The 17021-nt window shown below is 71.0% G+C and carries 17 protein-coding genes and 2 pseudogenes; 12 read left to right on the top strand and 7 right to left on the bottom strand.

Annotated features, from left to right (window positions below; genetic code table 11):
* A complete protein-coding gene (locus Q2K19_RS13250) occupies positions 1-2403 on the bottom strand; it encodes a M4 family metallopeptidase (protein WP_302771085.1) in 2403 nt (800 codons plus the stop codon).
* Positions 2404-2573: 170 nt separating this feature from the next.
* On the opposite strand from Q2K19_RS13250, the gene Q2K19_RS13245 reads away from it, so the two are divergent.
* A complete protein-coding gene (locus tag Q2K19_RS13245) occupies positions 2574-3074 on the top strand; it encodes a hypothetical protein (protein WP_302771083.1) in 501 nt (166 codons plus the stop codon).
* Between the two features lie 19 nt (positions 3075-3093).
* Here the strand turns inward: Q2K19_RS13245 and Q2K19_RS13240 are convergent, their stop codons facing one another.
* The 3 genes from Q2K19_RS13240 to Q2K19_RS13230 form a co-directional block, all read right to left on the bottom strand.
* On the bottom strand, positions 3094-3705 hold the full coding sequence (locus Q2K19_RS13240; RefSeq protein ID WP_302771082.1) for a histidine phosphatase family protein: 612 nt from the start codon (positions 3703-3705) through the stop codon (positions 3094-3096).
* Between the two features lie 68 nt (positions 3706-3773).
* The gene (locus tag Q2K19_RS13235; RefSeq protein WP_302771081.1) at positions 3774-4442 is read right to left on the bottom strand and encodes a DUF998 domain-containing protein; all 669 of its coding nucleotides are present in this window, start codon (positions 4440-4442) and stop codon (positions 3774-3776) included.
* A gap of 12 nt (positions 4443-4454) precedes the next feature.
* Entirely contained in the window at positions 4455-4874 is a 420-nt protein-coding gene (locus tag Q2K19_RS13230; protein ID WP_302771080.1) for a VOC family protein, read from the bottom strand.
* A gap of 210 nt (positions 4875-5084) precedes the next feature.
* On the opposite strand from Q2K19_RS13230, the gene Q2K19_RS13225 reads away from it, so the two are divergent.
* On the top strand, positions 5085-6956 hold the full coding sequence (locus tag Q2K19_RS13225) for an asparagine synthetase B family protein (RefSeq protein ID WP_302771078.1): 1872 nt from the start codon (positions 5085-5087) through the stop codon (positions 6954-6956).
* Here Q2K19_RS13225 and Q2K19_RS13220 read toward each other — a convergent pair.
* Entirely contained in the window at positions 6928-7356 is a 429-nt protein-coding gene (locus tag Q2K19_RS13220) for a helix-turn-helix domain-containing protein (RefSeq protein ID WP_302771077.1), read from the bottom strand. The two genes, Q2K19_RS13225 and Q2K19_RS13220, sit on opposite strands and share 29 nt — an antisense overlap.
* Positions 7353-8222, bottom strand: a complete 870-nt coding sequence (locus tag Q2K19_RS13215) for a sigma-70 family RNA polymerase sigma factor (protein ID WP_302771075.1) — start codon at positions 8220-8222, stop codon at positions 7353-7355. Before Q2K19_RS13215 ends, Q2K19_RS13220 begins: the two co-directional genes overlap by 4 nt.
* Before the next feature lie 143 nt (positions 8223-8365).
* On the opposite strand from Q2K19_RS13215, the gene Q2K19_RS13210 reads away from it, so the two are divergent.
* The 3 genes and pseudogenes from Q2K19_RS13210 (at position 8366) to Q2K19_RS13200 (ending at position 10709) form a co-directional block, all read left to right on the top strand.
* On the top strand, positions 8366-8830 hold the full coding sequence (locus Q2K19_RS13210; RefSeq protein WP_302771073.1) for a carboxymuconolactone decarboxylase family protein: 465 nt from the start codon (positions 8366-8368) through the stop codon (positions 8828-8830).
* A 404-nt stretch (positions 8831-9234) separates the two neighbouring features.
* Positions 9235-9531, top strand: a pseudogene (locus Q2K19_RS13205) (biotin/lipoyl-containing protein); the annotation flags it as partial.
* A gap of 83 nt (positions 9532-9614) precedes the next feature.
* Positions 9615-10709, top strand: coding sequence for an acetyltransferase (locus Q2K19_RS13200; protein WP_302771071.1), 1095 nt, complete (start codon positions 9615-9617; stop codon positions 10707-10709).
* 329 nt (positions 10710-11038) lie between these two features.
* On the opposite strand, the gene Q2K19_RS13195 is transcribed toward Q2K19_RS13200, so the two are convergent.
* Positions 11039-11446, bottom strand: coding sequence for a hypothetical protein (locus Q2K19_RS13195; protein WP_302771069.1), 408 nt, complete (start codon positions 11444-11446; stop codon positions 11039-11041).
* A 460-nt stretch (positions 11447-11906) separates the two neighbouring features.
* Here Q2K19_RS13195 and Q2K19_RS13190 point away from each other — a divergent pair, with 460 nt between their 5' ends.
* The 7 genes and pseudogenes from Q2K19_RS13190 to Q2K19_RS13165 all read left to right on the top strand — a co-directional run bounded on the left by Q2K19_RS13190 (position 11907) and on the right by Q2K19_RS13165 (position 16508).
* Positions 11907-12407, top strand: a complete 501-nt coding sequence (locus Q2K19_RS13190; RefSeq protein ID WP_302771068.1) for a SigE family RNA polymerase sigma factor — start codon at positions 11907-11909, stop codon at positions 12405-12407.
* Complete coding sequence (locus Q2K19_RS13185; RefSeq protein ID WP_302771067.1) at positions 12404-13561, top strand: hypothetical protein; 1158 nt, start codon at positions 12404-12406, stop codon at positions 13559-13561. The genes Q2K19_RS13190 and Q2K19_RS13185 overlap by 4 nt, the downstream gene beginning before the upstream one ends.
* Before the next feature lie 777 nt (positions 13562-14338).
* A pseudogene (locus Q2K19_RS33320) lies at positions 14339-14656 on the top strand (sigma factor); the annotation flags it as partial.
* Positions 14657-14721: 65 nt separating this feature from the next.
* Complete coding sequence (locus Q2K19_RS13180; RefSeq protein ID WP_302771065.1) at positions 14722-14928, top strand: hypothetical protein; 207 nt, start codon at positions 14722-14724, stop codon at positions 14926-14928.
* Positions 14903-15097 carry a hypothetical protein gene (locus tag Q2K19_RS13175; protein WP_302771063.1) on the top strand — a complete coding sequence of 65 codons (195 nt, stop codon included), beginning with the start codon at positions 14903-14905 and terminating at the stop codon, positions 15095-15097. Before Q2K19_RS13180 ends, Q2K19_RS13175 begins: the two co-directional genes overlap by 26 nt.
* A gap of 143 nt (positions 15098-15240) precedes the next feature.
* Positions 15241-15597, top strand: a complete 357-nt coding sequence (locus tag Q2K19_RS13170) for a PadR family transcriptional regulator (protein ID WP_302771061.1) — start codon at positions 15241-15243, stop codon at positions 15595-15597.
* Positions 15594-16508: a hypothetical protein gene (locus Q2K19_RS13165; protein WP_302771059.1), complete on the top strand. Its 915-nt coding sequence runs from the start codon at positions 15594-15596 to the stop codon at positions 16506-16508. The genes Q2K19_RS13170 and Q2K19_RS13165 overlap by 4 nt, the downstream gene beginning before the upstream one ends.
* Positions 16509-17021: the final 513 nt, after the last annotated feature.

Below are 17021 nucleotides of genomic sequence, written 5' to 3'. Positions count from 1 at the left end.
TCAGGAGACGTTCACCGCGGTGTCGTCGATGACGAAGGACGTCTGCAGTGAGATGTCCTCGGTGCCGGTGAACTTCAGGGTGACGGTCTGTCCGGCGTAGGCGGCCAGGGAGAAGGACTTCTGGCTGTAGCCGGCGGCCTTGTTCAGGTTGGAGTAGGTGGCCAGGGTGGCCAGCACCGACCCGGAGGAGTTGAGCACCTGCACGGTGAGCCGGTCGTAGGCGGTGCTGGTGGTGCTCTCCGACGTGTCGATGTGCAGCCAGAAGCTGAACGTGTAGGACGTGCAGCCGGCCGGCAGGCTCACCGCCTGCGACAGGGTGTCGGTGTGGGTGAAGCCGTAGCCGTCCAGCCAGGCGTTCCAGGTGCCGGTGCGGGGCGGCTGACCGGAGGAGCCGTACTGGCCGATCACCCCGGAGGTCGACGACCAGACCGTGTTACCGGACTCGAACCCGGGGTTGCCCAGCTTCTGCCCGGCACCGGTGCAACCACCGCCGCCGCCGTTCACGGTCAGCGAGTACGTCGCCGAGTGGCTGACCGAGCCGCTGCCGGTGACGGTCACCGTGTAGGTGCCGGCCGGGGTGCTCGCCGTGGTGCTGATGGTCAGCGTGGACGAGCCGCCCGAGGTCACCGAGGACGGGTCGAACGACGCGGTGGCGCCGGTCGGCAGGCCGGACGCGGAGAACGTCACGGTCTGCGCGGTCCCGCTGGTGGTGGCGGTGGCGACGGTGGTGGAGACGGCGCCGCCCGCGGTCACCGAGCCGGCGGTCGGCGAGAGCGAGACGGAGAAGTCGTTGCCGGTCGAGCCGCAGGGGGCGTCGCTGCCGGCCACGTTCACCGCGGTCCACGCCGCCTGGACGGTCCGGTACTCGGTGGAGCAGTTGCCGTACAGGTCGGTCGCCGCCCGGAGGCTGTACGCCCGGGACGTGTTCGACGGGGTGGTGGTGTTGACGTACGAGGTGTTCGAGGTGAAGTACACGTCGAGCGCCCGGAACCAGATCTTCTCCGCCTTGGCGCGGCCGATGCCGGTCACCGCCGGCGCCGAGCCGCAGACCGGCGAGGTGCCGTACGCGGTGGAGCCGGTGCCCTCGGCCAGGTCGAAGTAGAAGTGGTTCGCCACGCCGGACGAGTAGTGCACGTCCTTGTTCTTGGTGCTGGTCGACCAGCAGGAGTCGGACGAGCCGTCCAGCGACGGGTTGTACATGTAGCGCAGCGGGGTGCCGTTGCCGTTGATGTTGATCTTTTCGCCGATCTGGTAGTCACCCGGGTCGGCGGTGGTGTTGGCGTAGAACTCGACCATCGAGCCGAAGATGTCGCTGGTGGCCTCGTTGAGGCCGCCGGACTCGCCGGAGTAGGTCAGGCCGCCGGGGACGACGTTCTCGGTGACGCCGTGGCTCATCTCGTGGCCGGCCACGTCGAGCGCGACCAGCGGCCGGGAGTTGCCGGAACCGTCGCCGTAGGTCATCTGGGAGCCGTCCCAGAAGGCGTTGACGTAGTTGCTGCCGTAGTGCACCCGGCTCGGCACGCCGGTGCCGTTGCCGAAGATGCCGTTGCGGGCGTGCACGTTCTTGTAGTAGTCGAACGTCTTCGCGGCACCGAAGTGGGCGTCCACCCCGGCCGACTGCCGGTTGGAGTTCGCCCCGGTGCCCCAGGTGTTGTCGGCGTCGGTGAAGCTGGTGCAGGTCGACGTGCCGTTGTTCATGTCGCAGGTACGGCCGTTGCCGTGCGACGGGTCGACCATCTGGTAGGTGCTGCCGGAGAGCGTGGTGTCGATGCTGACCGTGCCGGAGTAGATGCTGTTGCCGGTCCCGACGACCGCCTCGATCTCGTCGTACGAGCCGAGCACCGTGCCGGTGGTCGCGTCGGTGATGACGTGCAGCTTGGACGGTGTCTGCCGGTCGGCCTGCCAGCCGGAGGCGACGGTCTCCCAGGCCAGCCGGCCCCGGCCGGAGCTGGCGTCGACGAAGAGCTCCGGGCTGCCCACCGAGCTGAGCGTGCCGGAGAACGCCTTGCGCGCGCTCGACTTCGCGGCGGCCGAGCCGACCTTCGCGGTGGTGCTCAGGCTGAGCGGCGCGGCCAGGCCGGAGGACGTGCCGGTCATGGTGCCGTTCGGGGCGGTGTGGATGACGAAGTCACCGCCGTAGACGCGCAGGCCGTGGTAGGTCCGGGTGTACCGGGTGTGCGCGGCCCCGGAGGGGTCGACCTTCGTGCGGACGGCCTGGTAGGCCTCCCCGCTGGCACCCTGAACGGCACCGGGGTTGGCGCGGAGCAGGCTGTCCGCCCGTGCTGCGGCGGAGGTTTCCGGGCCGGGGGCGCTGGGGGTTGCCGCGTGCGCCGCGGTGGTGACGCAGGTCAGCACGCCACTGGTGAGCAGAGCTGCGCTGACGGCGGCGAGGGTTCTCTTCACGTGCCCTCCTGACAGGGTGAGGTGTGACGCGGGTAGTCACGCATGTAGATATAGCCATACTTCGAAGAATGAGGAAGAGGGCGAGCGCTTTCCTGCCGGAGACACTGGCCGTTCGGCCGAGGCGGCCCAGGTGAATGGAACCGAGTTGACCCGTTGTGCGTCCGACCGACATGAGATCGACCCCCGCCGCCGCAGCCCTGCTCGCCGCGCTTCTCCTCCCCGTCAGCGCCTGCGCCCGGACCGGCGAACCCGCCGCGGATGGCCCCGCCGTGACGGCGCCGCCATCCGCCTCCGCCACACCCACCGAGGGCGGCGGCACCGCGGGCCGGCCGGGCGTCGAGGTGGTGCTGACGAAGTCCGGCGGCATCGCCGGGTTGACCGACACCATCACGGTGCGGCCGGACGGGCGGTGGACCAGGGTGGACCGGGCCGGCACCGCGCGTACCGGTCAACTCGACGCCGCGGACCTCGACCGGCTGCGGCGGCTCACCGCCGATCCGCGCCTCGCGGCCGAGGCGACCGCCACCTCGACGACCATGTGCGCGGACGCCTTCACCTACCAGCTCACCGTCGGCCCGATCACCACCGGCTACGTGGACTGCCCGCCGGAGGCCACCCCGCCCGCCGGCACCGCCGCGGTGGTCGACCTGCTGACCCGCGCCACCGAGTGACGCGCCGCGCGGCCGGGGGTCAGATCCGGTAGTCCGGCGGGAGGCCGGTGGCGCGCAACTCCGGCGGCAGGTGGGCCACGTCGTTGACGGTGATCAGGTTCGGCGGGGCGGCCGAGCTGTACCGAATCACCGTCAGCCCGCAGTTGTGGTGGTTGAGCCCGAGCCAACGGCGCTCCGGGGCCTCCAGCGCGTGGCGGACGAACCAGGCGACCAGGAAGTTGTGGGTGACCACCAGCTCGCGAACGTCACCCTCCGCCGGCGCCGTCGCCAACCGCGCCACGGCCTCCGCCGTGCGTCCCGGCCCGTCGGCCCGCTCCCGCTCGGTGAAGCCGGCGAGGAAGGCCGCGTACCGCTCGGGCAGGCCGGCCGGGTCGGTGTCGTGCGGCAGGTGGTCCCCGACGCTCTCCGAGCGGTGTACGGGGACGCCCGGCAGGGCGGCGGCGACCAGCTCGGCGGTCTCGACGGCCCGGCGCGCCGGGCCGTGGTGGACGGCGGCGAAGGGCGTCCCCCGCAGGCGCTCCGCGAGCAACTCCGCCTGCCGCCGCCCCCGGGCGGAGAGGCCGGTGTCCCCGCCGTCCTCCGCCCGGTCCTGCTCACCGTGCCGGACCAGGTAGAGCAGTCGAGTCGCCACTCGTCACCTCACCATGATCGGGAGACGCGAGCCTAGCTCCCGTCTCCCGATCGTGGCTGCCCCGCCGGTCAGCCGAACGCCTCCCGCCGGGCCCGCAGCAGGGTGGCCGAGAGCCACGCCCAGCCGGCCACCACCGCCAGCCCGAACAGGAGCATGGTCGCCGGCCGGCCACCGCTGCCGATCATCGCCAGCCAGGCCGCAGCGAAGAACACGCCGGTCGCCCCGCTGTACGCCGCCCAGCCCCGCTCGCCACGCCGGGCGAGCCGGCGCGCGGCGAGCAGACAGGCCGCGATGAGCGCCGCGAAGGCCACCGCCCCGGCGCCGAAGTGCCCCAGGCCGTGCCAGCTCACCGCGCCCGCGCCGCGCGGCGTGCCGGCCGGGAAGCCGTCGAGCGGGTCGGCGACGAAGATCCCCGACAGCACCAGGCCGACGCCGTACTGACCGAGCAGCCAGGGGCCGCCGACCGGGCCGAGGCCGAGGTGGGGAACGCGCCGCAGCGCCCAGGCTGCCCCGACGCAGAGCAGCCCGGCCAGGACGAAGTTTCCGATCTGGAGCCAGCCCAGGTCACCGTTGCTGAGCACGCTCACCGGGTGCCGGCGGAAGTCGAAGCCCTGCCGGGCCAGCCCCTGGGCCAGCGCGAGCGCCACCCAGAGCGGGCCGGCGACGACGCCGCCGGCGAGCAGCGCGCGGACCGTCCGCACCTCGTCCACCGGACGCACCGCGATCACCTCGGTCACCGGTCGGCCCCCTCAGGCCCGGGGGTGCATCTGGCCGACGCGGATCCGGTTGCCGAACGGGTCGCGGATCCCGAAGTCGATCCCGTACGGCCGCTCCGTCGGCTCGTCGGTGATGTCCACGCCCTTGGCCACCAGCTCCTCGTACGCCTTGTGGGCGTCGTCGGTGGTGAGGCAGAGCCAGCCGCCCATCGCGCCCTTGGTCAGCAGCTCGCGGACCCGCTCCGCGGTGGCCGGGTCGAGCGCCGGCGGGCCCGGCTTCTCCAGCAGGATCTCGTGCTCCGGATCGCCGGGCACGTTGACCGTGAGCCAGCGCATGAAGCCGAGGTCCTGATCGGTGTTGATCTCCAGGCCGAGCTTGCCAACGTAGAAGTCGAGGGCCTCGTCCTGGTCGAGGACGTAGATCTGGGAGCGGGAAATCGAAGTCATCGTCATGCGGAAGACGCTAGACCCGGCTGGAGAGCTGCTGCTTATCCAAAACTGCTGGGCTGACGGCCGGTTGACGGCTCCACCGTTCGTACACCTTTGTGGACGCTGAGCAACCTGCCTCCGACGCCAGTCGTCAGGCCAGATGGGACCCCTTCGCGTAACCGGTCCTTCACCTCTACGACACATGCACTTCTGACGACTTCGGGGGAATCGCAGATGTACGTCATGCTGGCCTGGTTCGCCGAGATCCCGCTGCCGGAGGCCGCCCGGGCCGCCCGCGCCGCCCGTTTCGCGGCGTCCGTCGCAACCCTCGTGCCGGCGTCCTGGCGCCGCCACGACCTCGGCGGCGACGACTGGGGCGTCACCGTCCTGCACCCGGCCGATCCGGGGAGCTACCGCTGGCCGACGGTGGCCACCGAGGGCCCGGTCACCGCCGTCTCGCTGGGCATCCCGGTCGGGCTCGACGTGGCCGCCGGGCCCGCCGTGCTGGCGAAGCGGCTCCTGGCCGGGGAGGACGTGCACCAGGACGTGGTGCCGCCCTTCGGCCTGCTGGCCCTGGACATCGACCGGTTCGCCCTGCAACAGGACTGGCTCGGGATGGGCCGCGTGTTCACCGGCGAGGCCGACGGGGTGACCGCCTTCTGCACCCGCCCCACCGTGCTGGCCGCGTTCCTGCACGGGCAGGCCCGGCCGGACCTCGACGGCTGGGCGTCGTACGCGGTCTGCGGCCACTTCGGCGGCGACCTCTCCCCGATCGCCGGCACGCGGCTGCTCCGCCCCGGCGAGCGGGCCACCGGGCACCGCCGGCCCGACGGCGGCTGGCGGCTCACCCGCGAGCGCCGGTACGCCGTCGACGAGGTGGTACACACCGGGTACGCCGCGCAGGGTGGGCCCGTCGGCGAGCAGCTCGACCGGGCCGCCGACGCCCTCACCAGGGCCGCCGACAGCCTGCACCGGATCTACGCCGACGAGGTCGTCCTCGGCCTGTCCGGCGGCAAGGACTCCCGGCTCATCGCGGCGGCGCTGGTCGCCGCCGACCATACGCCCCGGTTCCTCACCAACGAGGACACCCGGGCGGAGGGCGAGGTGGCCCGCCGGCTCGTGCAGCTCCTGCGCGACAAGCGCGGGCTCGACCCCGAGCACCGGCTCCGGCTCGTCGGTGCGCCGGCGCAGGTGCACGACACCGGCCTGCGGGAGCGGGCCCGACTGCTCGGCGAGCACTACGACCACCAGTTCCCGTCCACCTATCTGGCCCGACCGGCCGCCCCGCCGACGTACGCCGATTCGGTGCGCCCGGCGACCTTCACCGGCGCGGCCGGCGAACTGGCCGTCGGGTACTGGTATCCGGCGGCCGACGCCGATCCGGCGCCCACCCCGGAGGAGGCGGGCCTGGCACGGCTGCTGGCCGGCGTACCCCGGTCCGCCGCCGCGCCGGCCGCGCTGGCCGCCGAACGGGACCGGATCACCGCCGTCCTCGACCACGCCCGCGCGACCGGCCTGCGCGACCGGCACCTGCTCGACTACCTCTACCTGGTCGAACGGATGCGGCGCTGGGCCACCTCCGCCTACACGACCGGGATGGTCACCCCGTTCCTGGCGCCGGGCTTCGTGGCCAGCACGTTCGCGCTGACCGCGGGGCAGAAGCTCGACCGGGCGCTGCATACCGGGCTGATCGCCCGGCTGGTGCCGGAGTGGGCGGAGGTGCCCTTCGTCAGCGTCTCCACCGGACCGTCCACCGCCACCCGGGTGTGGGAGGGCGACGGGGTTACCGCCGTCGCCGACCTGCTGGACACCGCGCACGGCCCGGTCACCGGGCTGGTCCGGCGCCCCGCGGTGGAGCAGGCGCTGCGCCGGGCGGCGCTGGGCGGCCGCCCCGATCCCCGCGTCCTCCAGCAGTTCACCGCGCTGGCGGTCGCCTCGGCAGCGCTGGAACCCGGCACCACCCGCCCCGCGAGCGGCGCCACCTACGCCCGGGTCACCGCGCCGCCGCGACCCCGCTCGAGGGCAGTGGCCGGGCTGCGCTGGATCCGGCGTACCCGGCTCGGTGACCGCCTCTGGGTCACCGTCCGCCGGCGGGTGCGCGGCTGACCGCGGTGGCGCTGGGCCGCATCCACGCCTTGGTGAAGCAGCTCGGCACGCCGGCCGCGACAGCCTTCCGCCGCCGGTACGCCGACGGCGACTCCCCGACGATGTCCCGGAAGGTCCGGCTGAACGTGCCGAGGCTGCCGAAGCCGACCGCGTAGCAGATCTCCGTCACCGGCTGGTCGGTCTGCACGAGCAGGTACATCGCCCGCTCGACCCGACGGCGTTGCAGGTACCGGTGCGGGGTCTCGCCGAAGGTGTCGCGGAAGGTGCGGATGAAGTGCGCCGCGGAGACGTGCGCGATCCGGGCCAGCGCCGGCACGTCGAGGGGCTCGGCGTACGCCCGGTCCATCGCGTCGCGGGCGCGCAGCATCGCCCGGTTGGACTCCTCGACCGCCCGGCTCACCCGTCCACCACCAGGTCGAGGGCGGCCAGCCGGCCGGGGTCGGCCACCACCTCGATGCCGATGATCCGGTCGGTGACGATGAAGCTGATCGCGAGGCGGATCCCACCGTCCAGGACGACCACCGCGCCGGGCAGCGCGTCGACGAACGCGGGCAGCGCCCCCTGGGCACGGCCGTTGAAGAAGTCGGCCACGAGGGAGGAGCCCCGCGTCTCGGCGGTCCCACCCATCCGTACCGCGGTGGCATCGGCGCGCAGGACGACGTGCGGGTCGAGCAGGCTGACCAGGTCGTCGAAGCGACCCTCCCGGGAGGCGGCGAGGAACGCCTCGACCACCCGGCGCTGGCGGGCGGGATCGGAAACCTGATCGGCCGAGCGGCTCTGCACCCGGCGCCGGGCCCGGCTGGCGATCTGCCGTACCGCGGGGGTGCTGCGGTCGACCACCGGCGCGATCTCGTCGAAGGAGACGGCGAACAGGTCGTGCAGCACGAACACCAGCCGCTCGGTGGGACCTAGGGTGGTCAGCACCACCTCGAGCGCCCGCCCGACCGACTCGGTGAGCAGCGCCTCCTGCTCCGGGTCCCGGCCGCCGACCGGCCCGCCGGCGGGCTCCTCCTCGGCCACGTCCGTCGACCGCTCGTGCCGGGCGCTCCCGGAGCGCAGCCGGTCCAGGCAGACCCGGCCGACGGTGGTGGTCAGCCACCCGGGCAGGTTGTCGATGGCGTCGGCGTCGGCGCGGCTGAGCCGCAGCCAGGTGTCCTGGACGGCGTCGTCGGCCTCGGCCGCGGAGCCGAGCATCCGGTGGGCCACCGCGCGCAGCCGCGGGCGCTGCTCCTCGAAATCCCGGACCAACAGCTCGGTGTCACTCACGGCCCGCCACCCCTTCGCGACCATCCGCGTGACCGCCGTCACATCTGTCACGCCGCCGCCCGCCGGCTCGACATCCCGGTGACGGACGACCACAGCGGCCGCGCGGCGAACGCCGGCCAGCCTAGCCGACAGGACGGATCACCATGACGCTCGAAGCTCGCATCCAGAACCCCGCCGCGCTGCTCCCCGACGCGGTGAAGGCGGTCAACCTGCTCTACAAGTCCGCGTTCTCGGCCGGCGTACCCGGCAGCACCCTGGAGCTGGTCCACCTGCGGGCCAGCCAGATCAACGGCTGCAGCGCCTGCGTCGACTCGGGCGCGCGCAGCGCCCGCAAGAACGGCGAAACCGAGGAGCGGCTGTTCGCGCTGGCCGCCTGGCGGGAGACGCCGTACTTCACCGAGGCGGAACGGGCCGCGCTCGCCCTCGCCGAGTCCGCGACCCGGCTCGCCGACCGCAGCGACGCGGTGCCGGACGAGGTGTGGCAGGAGGCGACCCGGCACTTCGGGGAGAAGGAACTGGCCGCGCTGGTGCTCTGGATCGCCACCACCAACTTCTTCAACCGGATCAACGCGACCACCCGGCAGCCGGCCCCGCAGAACTGGGGCTGACGGCGACGCACCGGTCCCTCGGGGCGGTCGTGGCCCCCGCCGGCCACGACCGCCCCGGCCCGGCTCCGACCAGCGGGATCGTTACGGGCGACGGTTGTCCTGGTGACCCATACTGGCGCCGTGCACGCCGCCGGAGAGATTTGGCATGTCGGAGTTCCCCTGTTCGTGGTGGCGTTGAGTGCCACCGCCCTGCTGCTGGCTCTCGGGGCGAGCCGACCGCCCTGTCGCATCGCGACTGGCTGGGCAGCCTCGTCGTGCTCGCGCTGGCCGGCGACGCGGCACTGGGCGATCACCGATCGTTGTTCGAGCGACAGTGGAAGGGAACGGCCGCGGCACTTCTCGGCCTGGCTCTCGGCATCCACTGGTGGCGTCATCACCGCTGGCGGAGACGTAACCGGTCTCGCCCACCGGCTGGAGAGGCCGCCCGGGTGGAAAGCGCGCCGGCCGACGCAACCGTCCTCACCATGCCGGCCCTCGGCGAGCACGTCGCGGAGGGTACGGTCACCCGCTGGTTGAAGAAGGTCGGTGACCCGGTCGGGACCGACGAGCCGCTGTTGGAGGTCTCCACCGACAAGGTCGACACGGAGATACCCTCGCCCGCCTCCGGCACGCTGCTCGAAATCAAGGTCGGTCAGGACGAGACGGTGCCAACCGGTGCCGCACTGGCGGTGATCGGCGTCGTCCGGCGTTCTCCGTCCGCGTCTGCGACCTCGGTCGACCGACCGCGCGAGGGCTGACCGGGCCACGACGATGACAAGGTGACCGATCTTGTTGCGATAGGCGAGTGCGTCGAGTACGTTTCGGGCACGCCGTCGAGCTGGGAGGAGGTCAGAACAATGTCCGATGTTCTGCGCCCCCTCCGCGTCCCGGCGTCTGCGCGGATCTGACCCGGGGCGTTCGCTTTCCGGAGGATCAACCTGTGACCGATCTGGTCATCCGTCCGCTCGTCGCGGGCGAAGAGAGTCTCTTCGATTCGATGCCCGATCCGCTGCCCCAACTGCGCCAGGTCAGTTACGCCGACGGCATTGCCGCCGGCGGCTACCGGCCCGAGAACACCTGGGTCGCCTTGCGAGCCGGCCGCGTCATCGGCCGGGCAGCCTGGCTTCTGCCGCCGGGTGCTGCTGGCGCTCCATGGCTGGAACGGTTCGACCTGGACGCCGAGCCGGAGGTGGGTGCCGCGCTGCTGCGCGCCGCCCACCAGGCACTCGGCGGTCCAGGGTTGTACTACGCCGCCCTGCCAGCACATTGGCGGCGCCGGCCGGAGGTCCTCGCTGTGGTCGAGGCGCCGATGGCTGCAGCCCGTCTCGCCGGGCTCGTCGAGCGTGGCGAACGGCTGAGGTGCTCCTGGACGGGCACGCCCCTGCCGGCGGCCTCCGGGCGGTACACGTTCCGTCCGGCGGTCGACGCGACGGAGATCAATACGCTGGTCGGCCGAATCGCGGAGCCGGACGTGCTGACCGGCATGGAGATTGCACGGGCGGTCGGTGGCGTGGATCTGGCCACGGATCCCCTGGCCTGGCTGACCGGGCCGGTCGAGGGCTGGCGAGTGGCGCTGGCTGCCGGGGAGCCGGTCGGCCTGGTGGGAACGGCCGGGGACGCCTGCTATCCGCTCATCGCCTACCTGGGCCTGCTCGACGAGGCCGTCCGGGGCGAACTGCTGGCCGCGGCGGTCGAGGTGCTGATCGCCGGCGGCGCCCGGGAGGTGATAGCCGACGTGGACGCCCACCGGGTGGCGGTGCTGGCGGAACTGGAACGGACCGGGTTCCGGCAGTTGCGGTCGCGGGTCCTTTTCGAACCCGCCGCCAGTTCGCCGTCCGCCGTCGCTTCCGGCTCCGCGGTCGCCGCCGGGGTCGTGGCCTGCGCAGACGGTACGGAATAGATCATCCGGGGTGCGCCCCGGCCCTTCGGGGCGCACCCGCTGCGCAGGCTGGGGGCGAGGCATTCGCCCGGTCGACTGAGGTCAGAGTTGGCTGTCAGCCTGCCGCCGGGCCGCCCCTGGACGGGCACGCCGGGTGGGTTTTGGCTGGTGAAGACTTGGAGCCCCCGGCCGGGATCGAACCGGCGACATCTCGCTTACAAGGCGCTTTCGGCAAAGGTCGCAACGTCCGTTGACGTCCAACGAGTTCGGCTCAGATCCGACGGCCGTCCACGCTCGTCCGGCTTCAGCCGCCACCGTTGATGTCAGCGACGGATGTCAAGCCAGGCCCCTCAGGTCCCCGAAAACGGTCCCGGGCACCCCGGTTGGTTGCCGGCCCAGCCGATGCCCCCGGGCGGCTGCTTCCACTCGGTGGCACGCCTCTTCGACAGGCCAGGCCATCGCTTACGCGCGGCCTGCCGACTGGCGCCTACCGCCGCGCCAAGCTCGGGATAGCCGGCACCGTGCTGCACCGCTTCCTCAGCACTGGCGGACACGAGGTCAGCGAGAAGGCGACGCATCTGCTCACCTGCCGCCATCCGCGCAAGGTGAGTCCGCATCGTCTCCGCGGATCTTGGCTCCTGGGCAGCGCCGGCCCGGGCATCCACATCGGAGTTGTGCAGCCGCTGCGCCCAGTCAGCGGCAACCGCACCCAGTTCCCGCCGAAGTTCCCGTCGCTCGTCCGACGTCAGCTCCCGCATGATCGGCTCCCTTGTCAGTGGCCTCCGACTTCAGAGTCCGCTCGACAACCAGGGTTGTCAACCGTCGCTGCATGGCCAGCCCAACCTACGGTGGCTTCCTGGTACGGGCGTCGCTGCCCATCGAGCCGGCGCCGCCTGCCCCGTGATTCCAGTGTGGGGACGCCGCCGGCAGGGGGAAGCGGTGCTCCTCCGGCGAAGGATTCGCCGCTTCCGCAGCGCCGATGGCTATCCCGGCTATGCGTCCGAGATGCCGCCTCTCCCCACCGTGGCTGGCTTTCGCGGTCTAATCCTGGTCTCTCCGCGGGCCAGCACCACGACCATCGGCTGCTTCAGTTCGTCGGCCAACCGCGCCGATCGTTCCAATGCTTCAGATTGGGGTGCTGTGCCATGCAACAGAGGCTGATACCGCAGTCGTATATCCGGGTGTGAGTGCAGCTGGGCGGGGAGGGGGGCAGAGGTTTTGGAGTTCGACGACTACGTACGGACGCGAGGTGCAGCGCTGGTGCGGCTGGCGCGACTGTTAACCGGCGACCGGCATCGCGGTGAGGATCTGGCCCAGGAGGTGTTGGCGCGGGCGTTCGCGCGCTGGAACCACATCTCGACCGTGAACACAGAGGCGTACCTGCGCCGGATGCTGGTCAACGCTGCGATCACGCGCTGGCGGCGACTATCGAGCCGCGAGATTGTCGTGGTCGACACCGGCGATACCGCTAGCCGGGTGGATCTTGAGTCGGAGGTTGTTGAGCGTGACGTCCTGTGGCGTTACGTCCGGCAGTTGCCCGCCAAGCAACGGGCAGCCGTTGTCCTGCGCTACTACGAGGATCTTGACGATGTGTCGATAGCGGGGTTGCTCGACTGTTCGACAGTGACCGTGCGTACGCAGGTGAAACGGGCGCTTGCGACGTTGCGGGGCAAGGTGGGTGCTGATGTGGCGCTGTACACCAAAGGGGGAACGCGATGACTGACCTGGATCGAGCGCTGCATGAGACGTTGACCCGTGTCGCCGATGAGGACGTGCATGTCGACCGGCTCCTCGTCGGGGCCCGCACGGTGGGCACCCGCTACCGCCGGCGGCGGCGGTTCGGTATCGCCGCCGGCGCGGCGGGTCTGTCGGCCGGCGCTGCGGCGGTGGTGCTGTCGCTGACAGCGGCGCTAAGCCCGAGCGCCGGGCCGGGGCCCGGGCCGGGGTCGGGGTCGGGGTCGGGGCCCGGGCCGGGGTCGGGGTCGGGGCCGAGCGTGGCGACGCCGACGCCGACGCCGTCCGCGCCGTCGAGAAGTGCTCCACGGATGGCAGTGTTGCCGACACCGCCGGTCGCTGCCGGCGCCGCTACGGCGGTTGACTCGGCGGATGAAGTCGGCCGGCCGCTGCTGCTGCACCTCAGCCTGGCGCGATTGCCGTTCCCGATCATCGGCGTGCAATACCAGCAGCTGATCGACGAGCGGCAGGAACGCCTCGGAATCGACGGTGTCGACAACAACGGTCAGCAACGAGAGCTCATTGTGCGGGTCGGGGCCGACACGAAGGACTTCGAACCCCTGGCCGGTAAGCGCAAAGCCGTCCGCGTCGCAGGGCGACCCGGCACGTTCGCCCTCGACAAGATCGACGACCGCCCGTACGCCGTGCTGCGCTGGCAGGCCGCCAACGGCCTCTGGCTACAGGTTGCGGGGGGGCGTCACGAGACCGATGCGTTGACGGTCGCGGCCAGCGTCCGGCTGGATCGCACCTACCGGTGTGCCGCGCCGTACCGGCTGCGTGCACTGCCTGCCACGATGAAGCCGGAGAGCTGTTCAGTGGTGTTCCGCGGCACCACGGCCACCAGCATGCTGAGCGTAAGTAACGGAACGTTCCATATCTTGTTCAGTACCGAGTCCGGCCGAGTCGCAGACACCAACGAAGAGATCGGCAGCCGGCCGGCCCGGGTCCTGGAGCACCGCGGAGACGGCGGCGCCCAGATCATGGAGGTGGCGGTCGACCACGGCGGCACCGTGCTATCGCTGACTGCCTCCGGCCGCTACGACCCAACGCTGATCCGCCGGATCGTCGCCGAGTGCGACTGGACGGGCGGCCAGGACCCAGCGACGTGGCCCATTGATCCGTTTATCAGCGATCGCTGACCCGAGCCGATAACCCGGCGTGCGTGGCGGTGGACGCCCCCGTGCGTCCACCGCCGCACGGCCACTACCAGAGAAACCACTGCTGTCCAACATCGGCGGCTTGTGGTCATACATGGCGGCCAAGGAACCGACAACCGCGGCAGCTTCGAGCTGCGAGAGGCCTGGCCGCCACCGACTCGCCGTCGTTGACATCTAGGGCAGCAACCAACCGCTCAGCTACGGCGCCGCCCCACGCCTCATCGTCCTGGTGACCTGGCTCGCGCTCGGTGTAGTGCTGTGTCTGGCCGGCGGCCTGCGCGCCCGCCGTACCGCCACCGTCGCGGACGCCGCACAGCCGGCCGCGCACGCGACGGTCTGAACACCACACAGCAGCACTCGCCAGAGTTTCCCGACGGCCGGGCATCGAAGCTGCGCAGCGGTTTCTGCCCGCCGCAGTTGGCACAGTGTGGAAGCACGACGTGCACGGCGGACTGGGGCCGTGCGACCCTGGTCGAGATGTCCGACGGACGCATGATCTTCGGCCCGCCCAAGTCGGCTGCGGGCCGTCGCTCCGTCACGGTTCCCGGGCGATCCGTCCGGATCTTCGGCGTCATCTGCGCGACTTCGTCGCCGACGACCCCGACGCCTTGGTCTTCACCGGCGCGAAGGGTGCTGCCCTGCGCCGCTCCAACTTCCAGAAGGCCACCGGCTGGTCCGCCTCGTCGAGCAGAGTTGCGGGACCGGTAAGCCTCGCGGACCGACTCGGTGTCTTGCTGGGTGACGAGGCCGGGAGGTCAGATGGGTGATTCGCGGGGAGCGGAGTTTGACGACTTCGTTCGCACACGAACGATGGTGCTGTTACGGGTTGCTTTTCTGCTGACCGGGGATCGGCATGCGGCGGAGGACCTGCTTCAGGAGGTGTTGGAGCACGTGTATGTGCGGTGGCGTCGAGTGCAGGGCAGCCCGGAGGCGTATGCGCGGCGTGCGCTGGTCAACCGGTCGATCAACCGGTGGCGCTGGCGTGCCCGGCGGCCCGAGCAGGCGCTGGGCCATCACGACGGGGTTGCCCGCGACCACGCGGACGTCGTAGCTCTCCGCGAAGTGGTCGTTGAGGCGCTGCGGGCGTTGCCGCCTCGGCAGCGGGCTGCGGTCGTGCTCCGCTACCTGGAGGATCGGCAGGTGTGCACACCAGCGACGGGTCTCCCCTCCTGTGGGTCTACGGGGCAACCCCGGACGGCCGGCTACTCCTCGTGGAAACCATCCAGTACGACGACGACCCTGCCCGCGTCATCGCGCTGCTCGCTCCCAAGTACCTCGCCTTCAAGGCGGTCGCCAGCACCCTTCGCGGACTGGAAATCGCCGTTGCCCGTACGACTGCAACTGCCTGACAACCAGGGCGTTCTGGTCGCCGCCGAGGGGGCGGCGCTGAGCTACCGGATCGGCGACGGTCAGTGGCAGGACGCTGGCCGGAACGCCGCACTGCTACCCGCCAACATCACCGATGTACGTGTCACCGACGCCGGCGACACCGTCACCAGCATCCCCGTCACGTCCTGACCCAAATCAACTGCACTACGCCTGCCGGCTCACCGTTTGAGTGAGCCGGCAGGTGTCCCGGCCGCGGGCGACAAACGGCAACCACTCCGCCACCCCGCTCGGGATCTTGACCTATACGTCGGTCATCTGCTTATGTTGACGACATGACTAGGCCCTTCGCGTCGATGCGCGAACCTACCTACTTCATCTTGGCCGCGTTGCAGGACGAACCCTTGCACGGCTACGCGATCGTCAAGCGGGCGCAGGAGTTGTCCGACGGGCGGGTGCGCCTCACGACGGGCACCCTCTACGCCGCTTTGGACCGGCTCACCGGTGAAGAGATGGTGCGGGTGGCCGAGGAGGCGGTGGTCAACGGCCGTGCCCGCCGCACCTACGAGCTGACCCAGCGAGGCATGTCCGCGTTGCGTGCGGAAGCGGAGCGGATGGCTGCAGCCGCGAGCGTCGTTCGTGACCGTTCCGTCCGCTCGACGCCTGCGGCGGGTTGGGTGGTGCCGGCATGACTGAGCTGGAGCGCCGTTACCGCTGGCTACTGCGGGCCTACCCCCGCGCCTACCGGCAGTATCGCGCCGACGAGATGCTCGAAACCCTCCTCGCCACGGCTGACCAGCGGCGGCGGCCGGACCTTCGAGAAGCGGCGGCGCTCGTGGTCGGAGGGCTACGCGCCCGCACCGGTGTTGACCGTCTCGGCTCGCGATCGGCGCTGGGACACTCCGCGCTGCGACTGTCCACGCTGTCCCTGCTCGTGTACGGCATGACACTCTGGGCCGGAGGCCCGATCTCATTCTTGCTGACGATGCTGTCGGAGGGCCCGTACAACGTCGACACATGGTGGTTCATCGTCATTCCGGCGCTGCTGACCATCGCGCTTTTCGCTGCGGCGTGGGGTAGCTACCGACTGGCATTCGCTGGGGCGATATCGACCGTGGTCGCGCAACACTGGTCGGCAAATTGGTGGGACCAATCGTCCTGGTTCTGGTCGGCTCATAGCCTCCAGTACGCGATTGTTCCCAAGTGCTGGCCAGCGCTGCTGGCTTCGCTGGCCTTGCTGCCACTGCTCCGAGCCCCCCGAGCGCCCGTGGCCAAACCGTGGGCCTGGCCCGTTCTCGGGGCACTGGCAGTCGTCGTTCTGACGCCGAGCCCGATCAACGGCTGGTCGGACGCACCACTGATGTCCCTGTACGCGTTCGCCGCACTGGCCGTCATCACCGCACCCGTCGATGCACGGATGCCCATCGTCGCCTCGGTGCTTCTCCTGGCGCCAGCCTTGGCGCAAGCCACCTACGAGCTCTACTTCCACCGAGCAGGGTGGGAGCTGGGAACCTCCGTCACCACGATCCTCATCCTCGCGGCGGTCATGGCGATCACACTTGCAGCCGGCACAATCGCCGGTCGCCGCCACGCCAGCATGTAGACACGGAACTCACTTCCAGCGGTATTGATCTAGTTCACGGGCGTAGTCGATCAAACCTGTCGGCTGCGCCTGTGAGCTGCCGCTACCCGTGACATGGATGGTCAGCGATGGTCACCGCTGGTTCTCGTTCGACGGCCCGGCGACGGCATGATCTTGGTTGGCTTCGGGGGCCAGCTTGTACCGCGCCTCTTCAGCCGCCCTCACACGTCGACCAGCCCGCCAATCGGCGTGCTGCTCTACCAGCCAATGGGGCAGAAGTCCAGATCCCAGCGCGGCATACCCGTGCCCGACCGGGCGTGGAAGCTCGCCGACTACCTGTCCTCCTGGCTGTCCGCCTACGTCACCGACCTCAAGCCCGCTCCTGCTGGGCCTCGGCACTCCGCCGCACATCACTCAAGCCATTGCGGGCCATTCCCACGTCGACGTCACGATGATGATCTACGCCCACACCCGGATGGCAGAGCAGACGGAGGCCCTGCGCAGGCTCGGTGAGGCGTTCGGTCCGGTCGACTG

It is taken from the genome of Micromonospora sp. NBRC 110009, from assembly GCF_030518795.1.
In the GTDB taxonomy this organism is placed as follows: Bacteria; Actinomycetota; Actinomycetes; order Mycobacteriales; family Micromonosporaceae; genus Micromonospora.
The sequence above is the reverse complement of the archived record's forward strand: the minus strand, read 5'-3'. Positions and strand labels throughout refer to the sequence as shown.

Coding starts and splice junctions, on each gene's coding strand:
- Q2K19_RS13245 (WP_302771083.1), top strand. CDS start 2,574: ATGAGATCGACCCCCGCCGCCGCAGCCCTGCTCGCCGCGCTTCTCCTC.
- Q2K19_RS13230 (WP_302771080.1), bottom strand. CDS start 4,874: ATGACGATGACTTCGATTTCCCGCTCCCAGATCTACGTCCTCGACCAG.
- Q2K19_RS13225 (WP_302771078.1), top strand. CDS start 5,085: ATGTACGTCATGCTGGCCTGGTTCGCCGAGATCCCGCTGCCGGAGGCC.
- Q2K19_RS13210 (WP_302771073.1), top strand. CDS start 8,366: ATGACGCTCGAAGCTCGCATCCAGAACCCCGCCGCGCTGCTCCCCGAC.
- Q2K19_RS13195 (WP_302771069.1), bottom strand. CDS start 11,446: ATGCGGGAGCTGACGTCGGACGAGCGACGGGAACTTCGGCGGGAACTG.
- Q2K19_RS13185 (WP_302771067.1), top strand. CDS start 12,404: ATGACTGACCTGGATCGAGCGCTGCATGAGACGTTGACCCGTGTCGCC.
- Q2K19_RS13170 (WP_302771061.1), top strand. CDS start 15,241: ATGACTAGGCCCTTCGCGTCGATGCGCGAACCTACCTACTTCATCTTG.
- Q2K19_RS13165 (WP_302771059.1), top strand. CDS start 15,594: ATGACTGAGCTGGAGCGCCGTTACCGCTGGCTACTGCGGGCCTACCCC.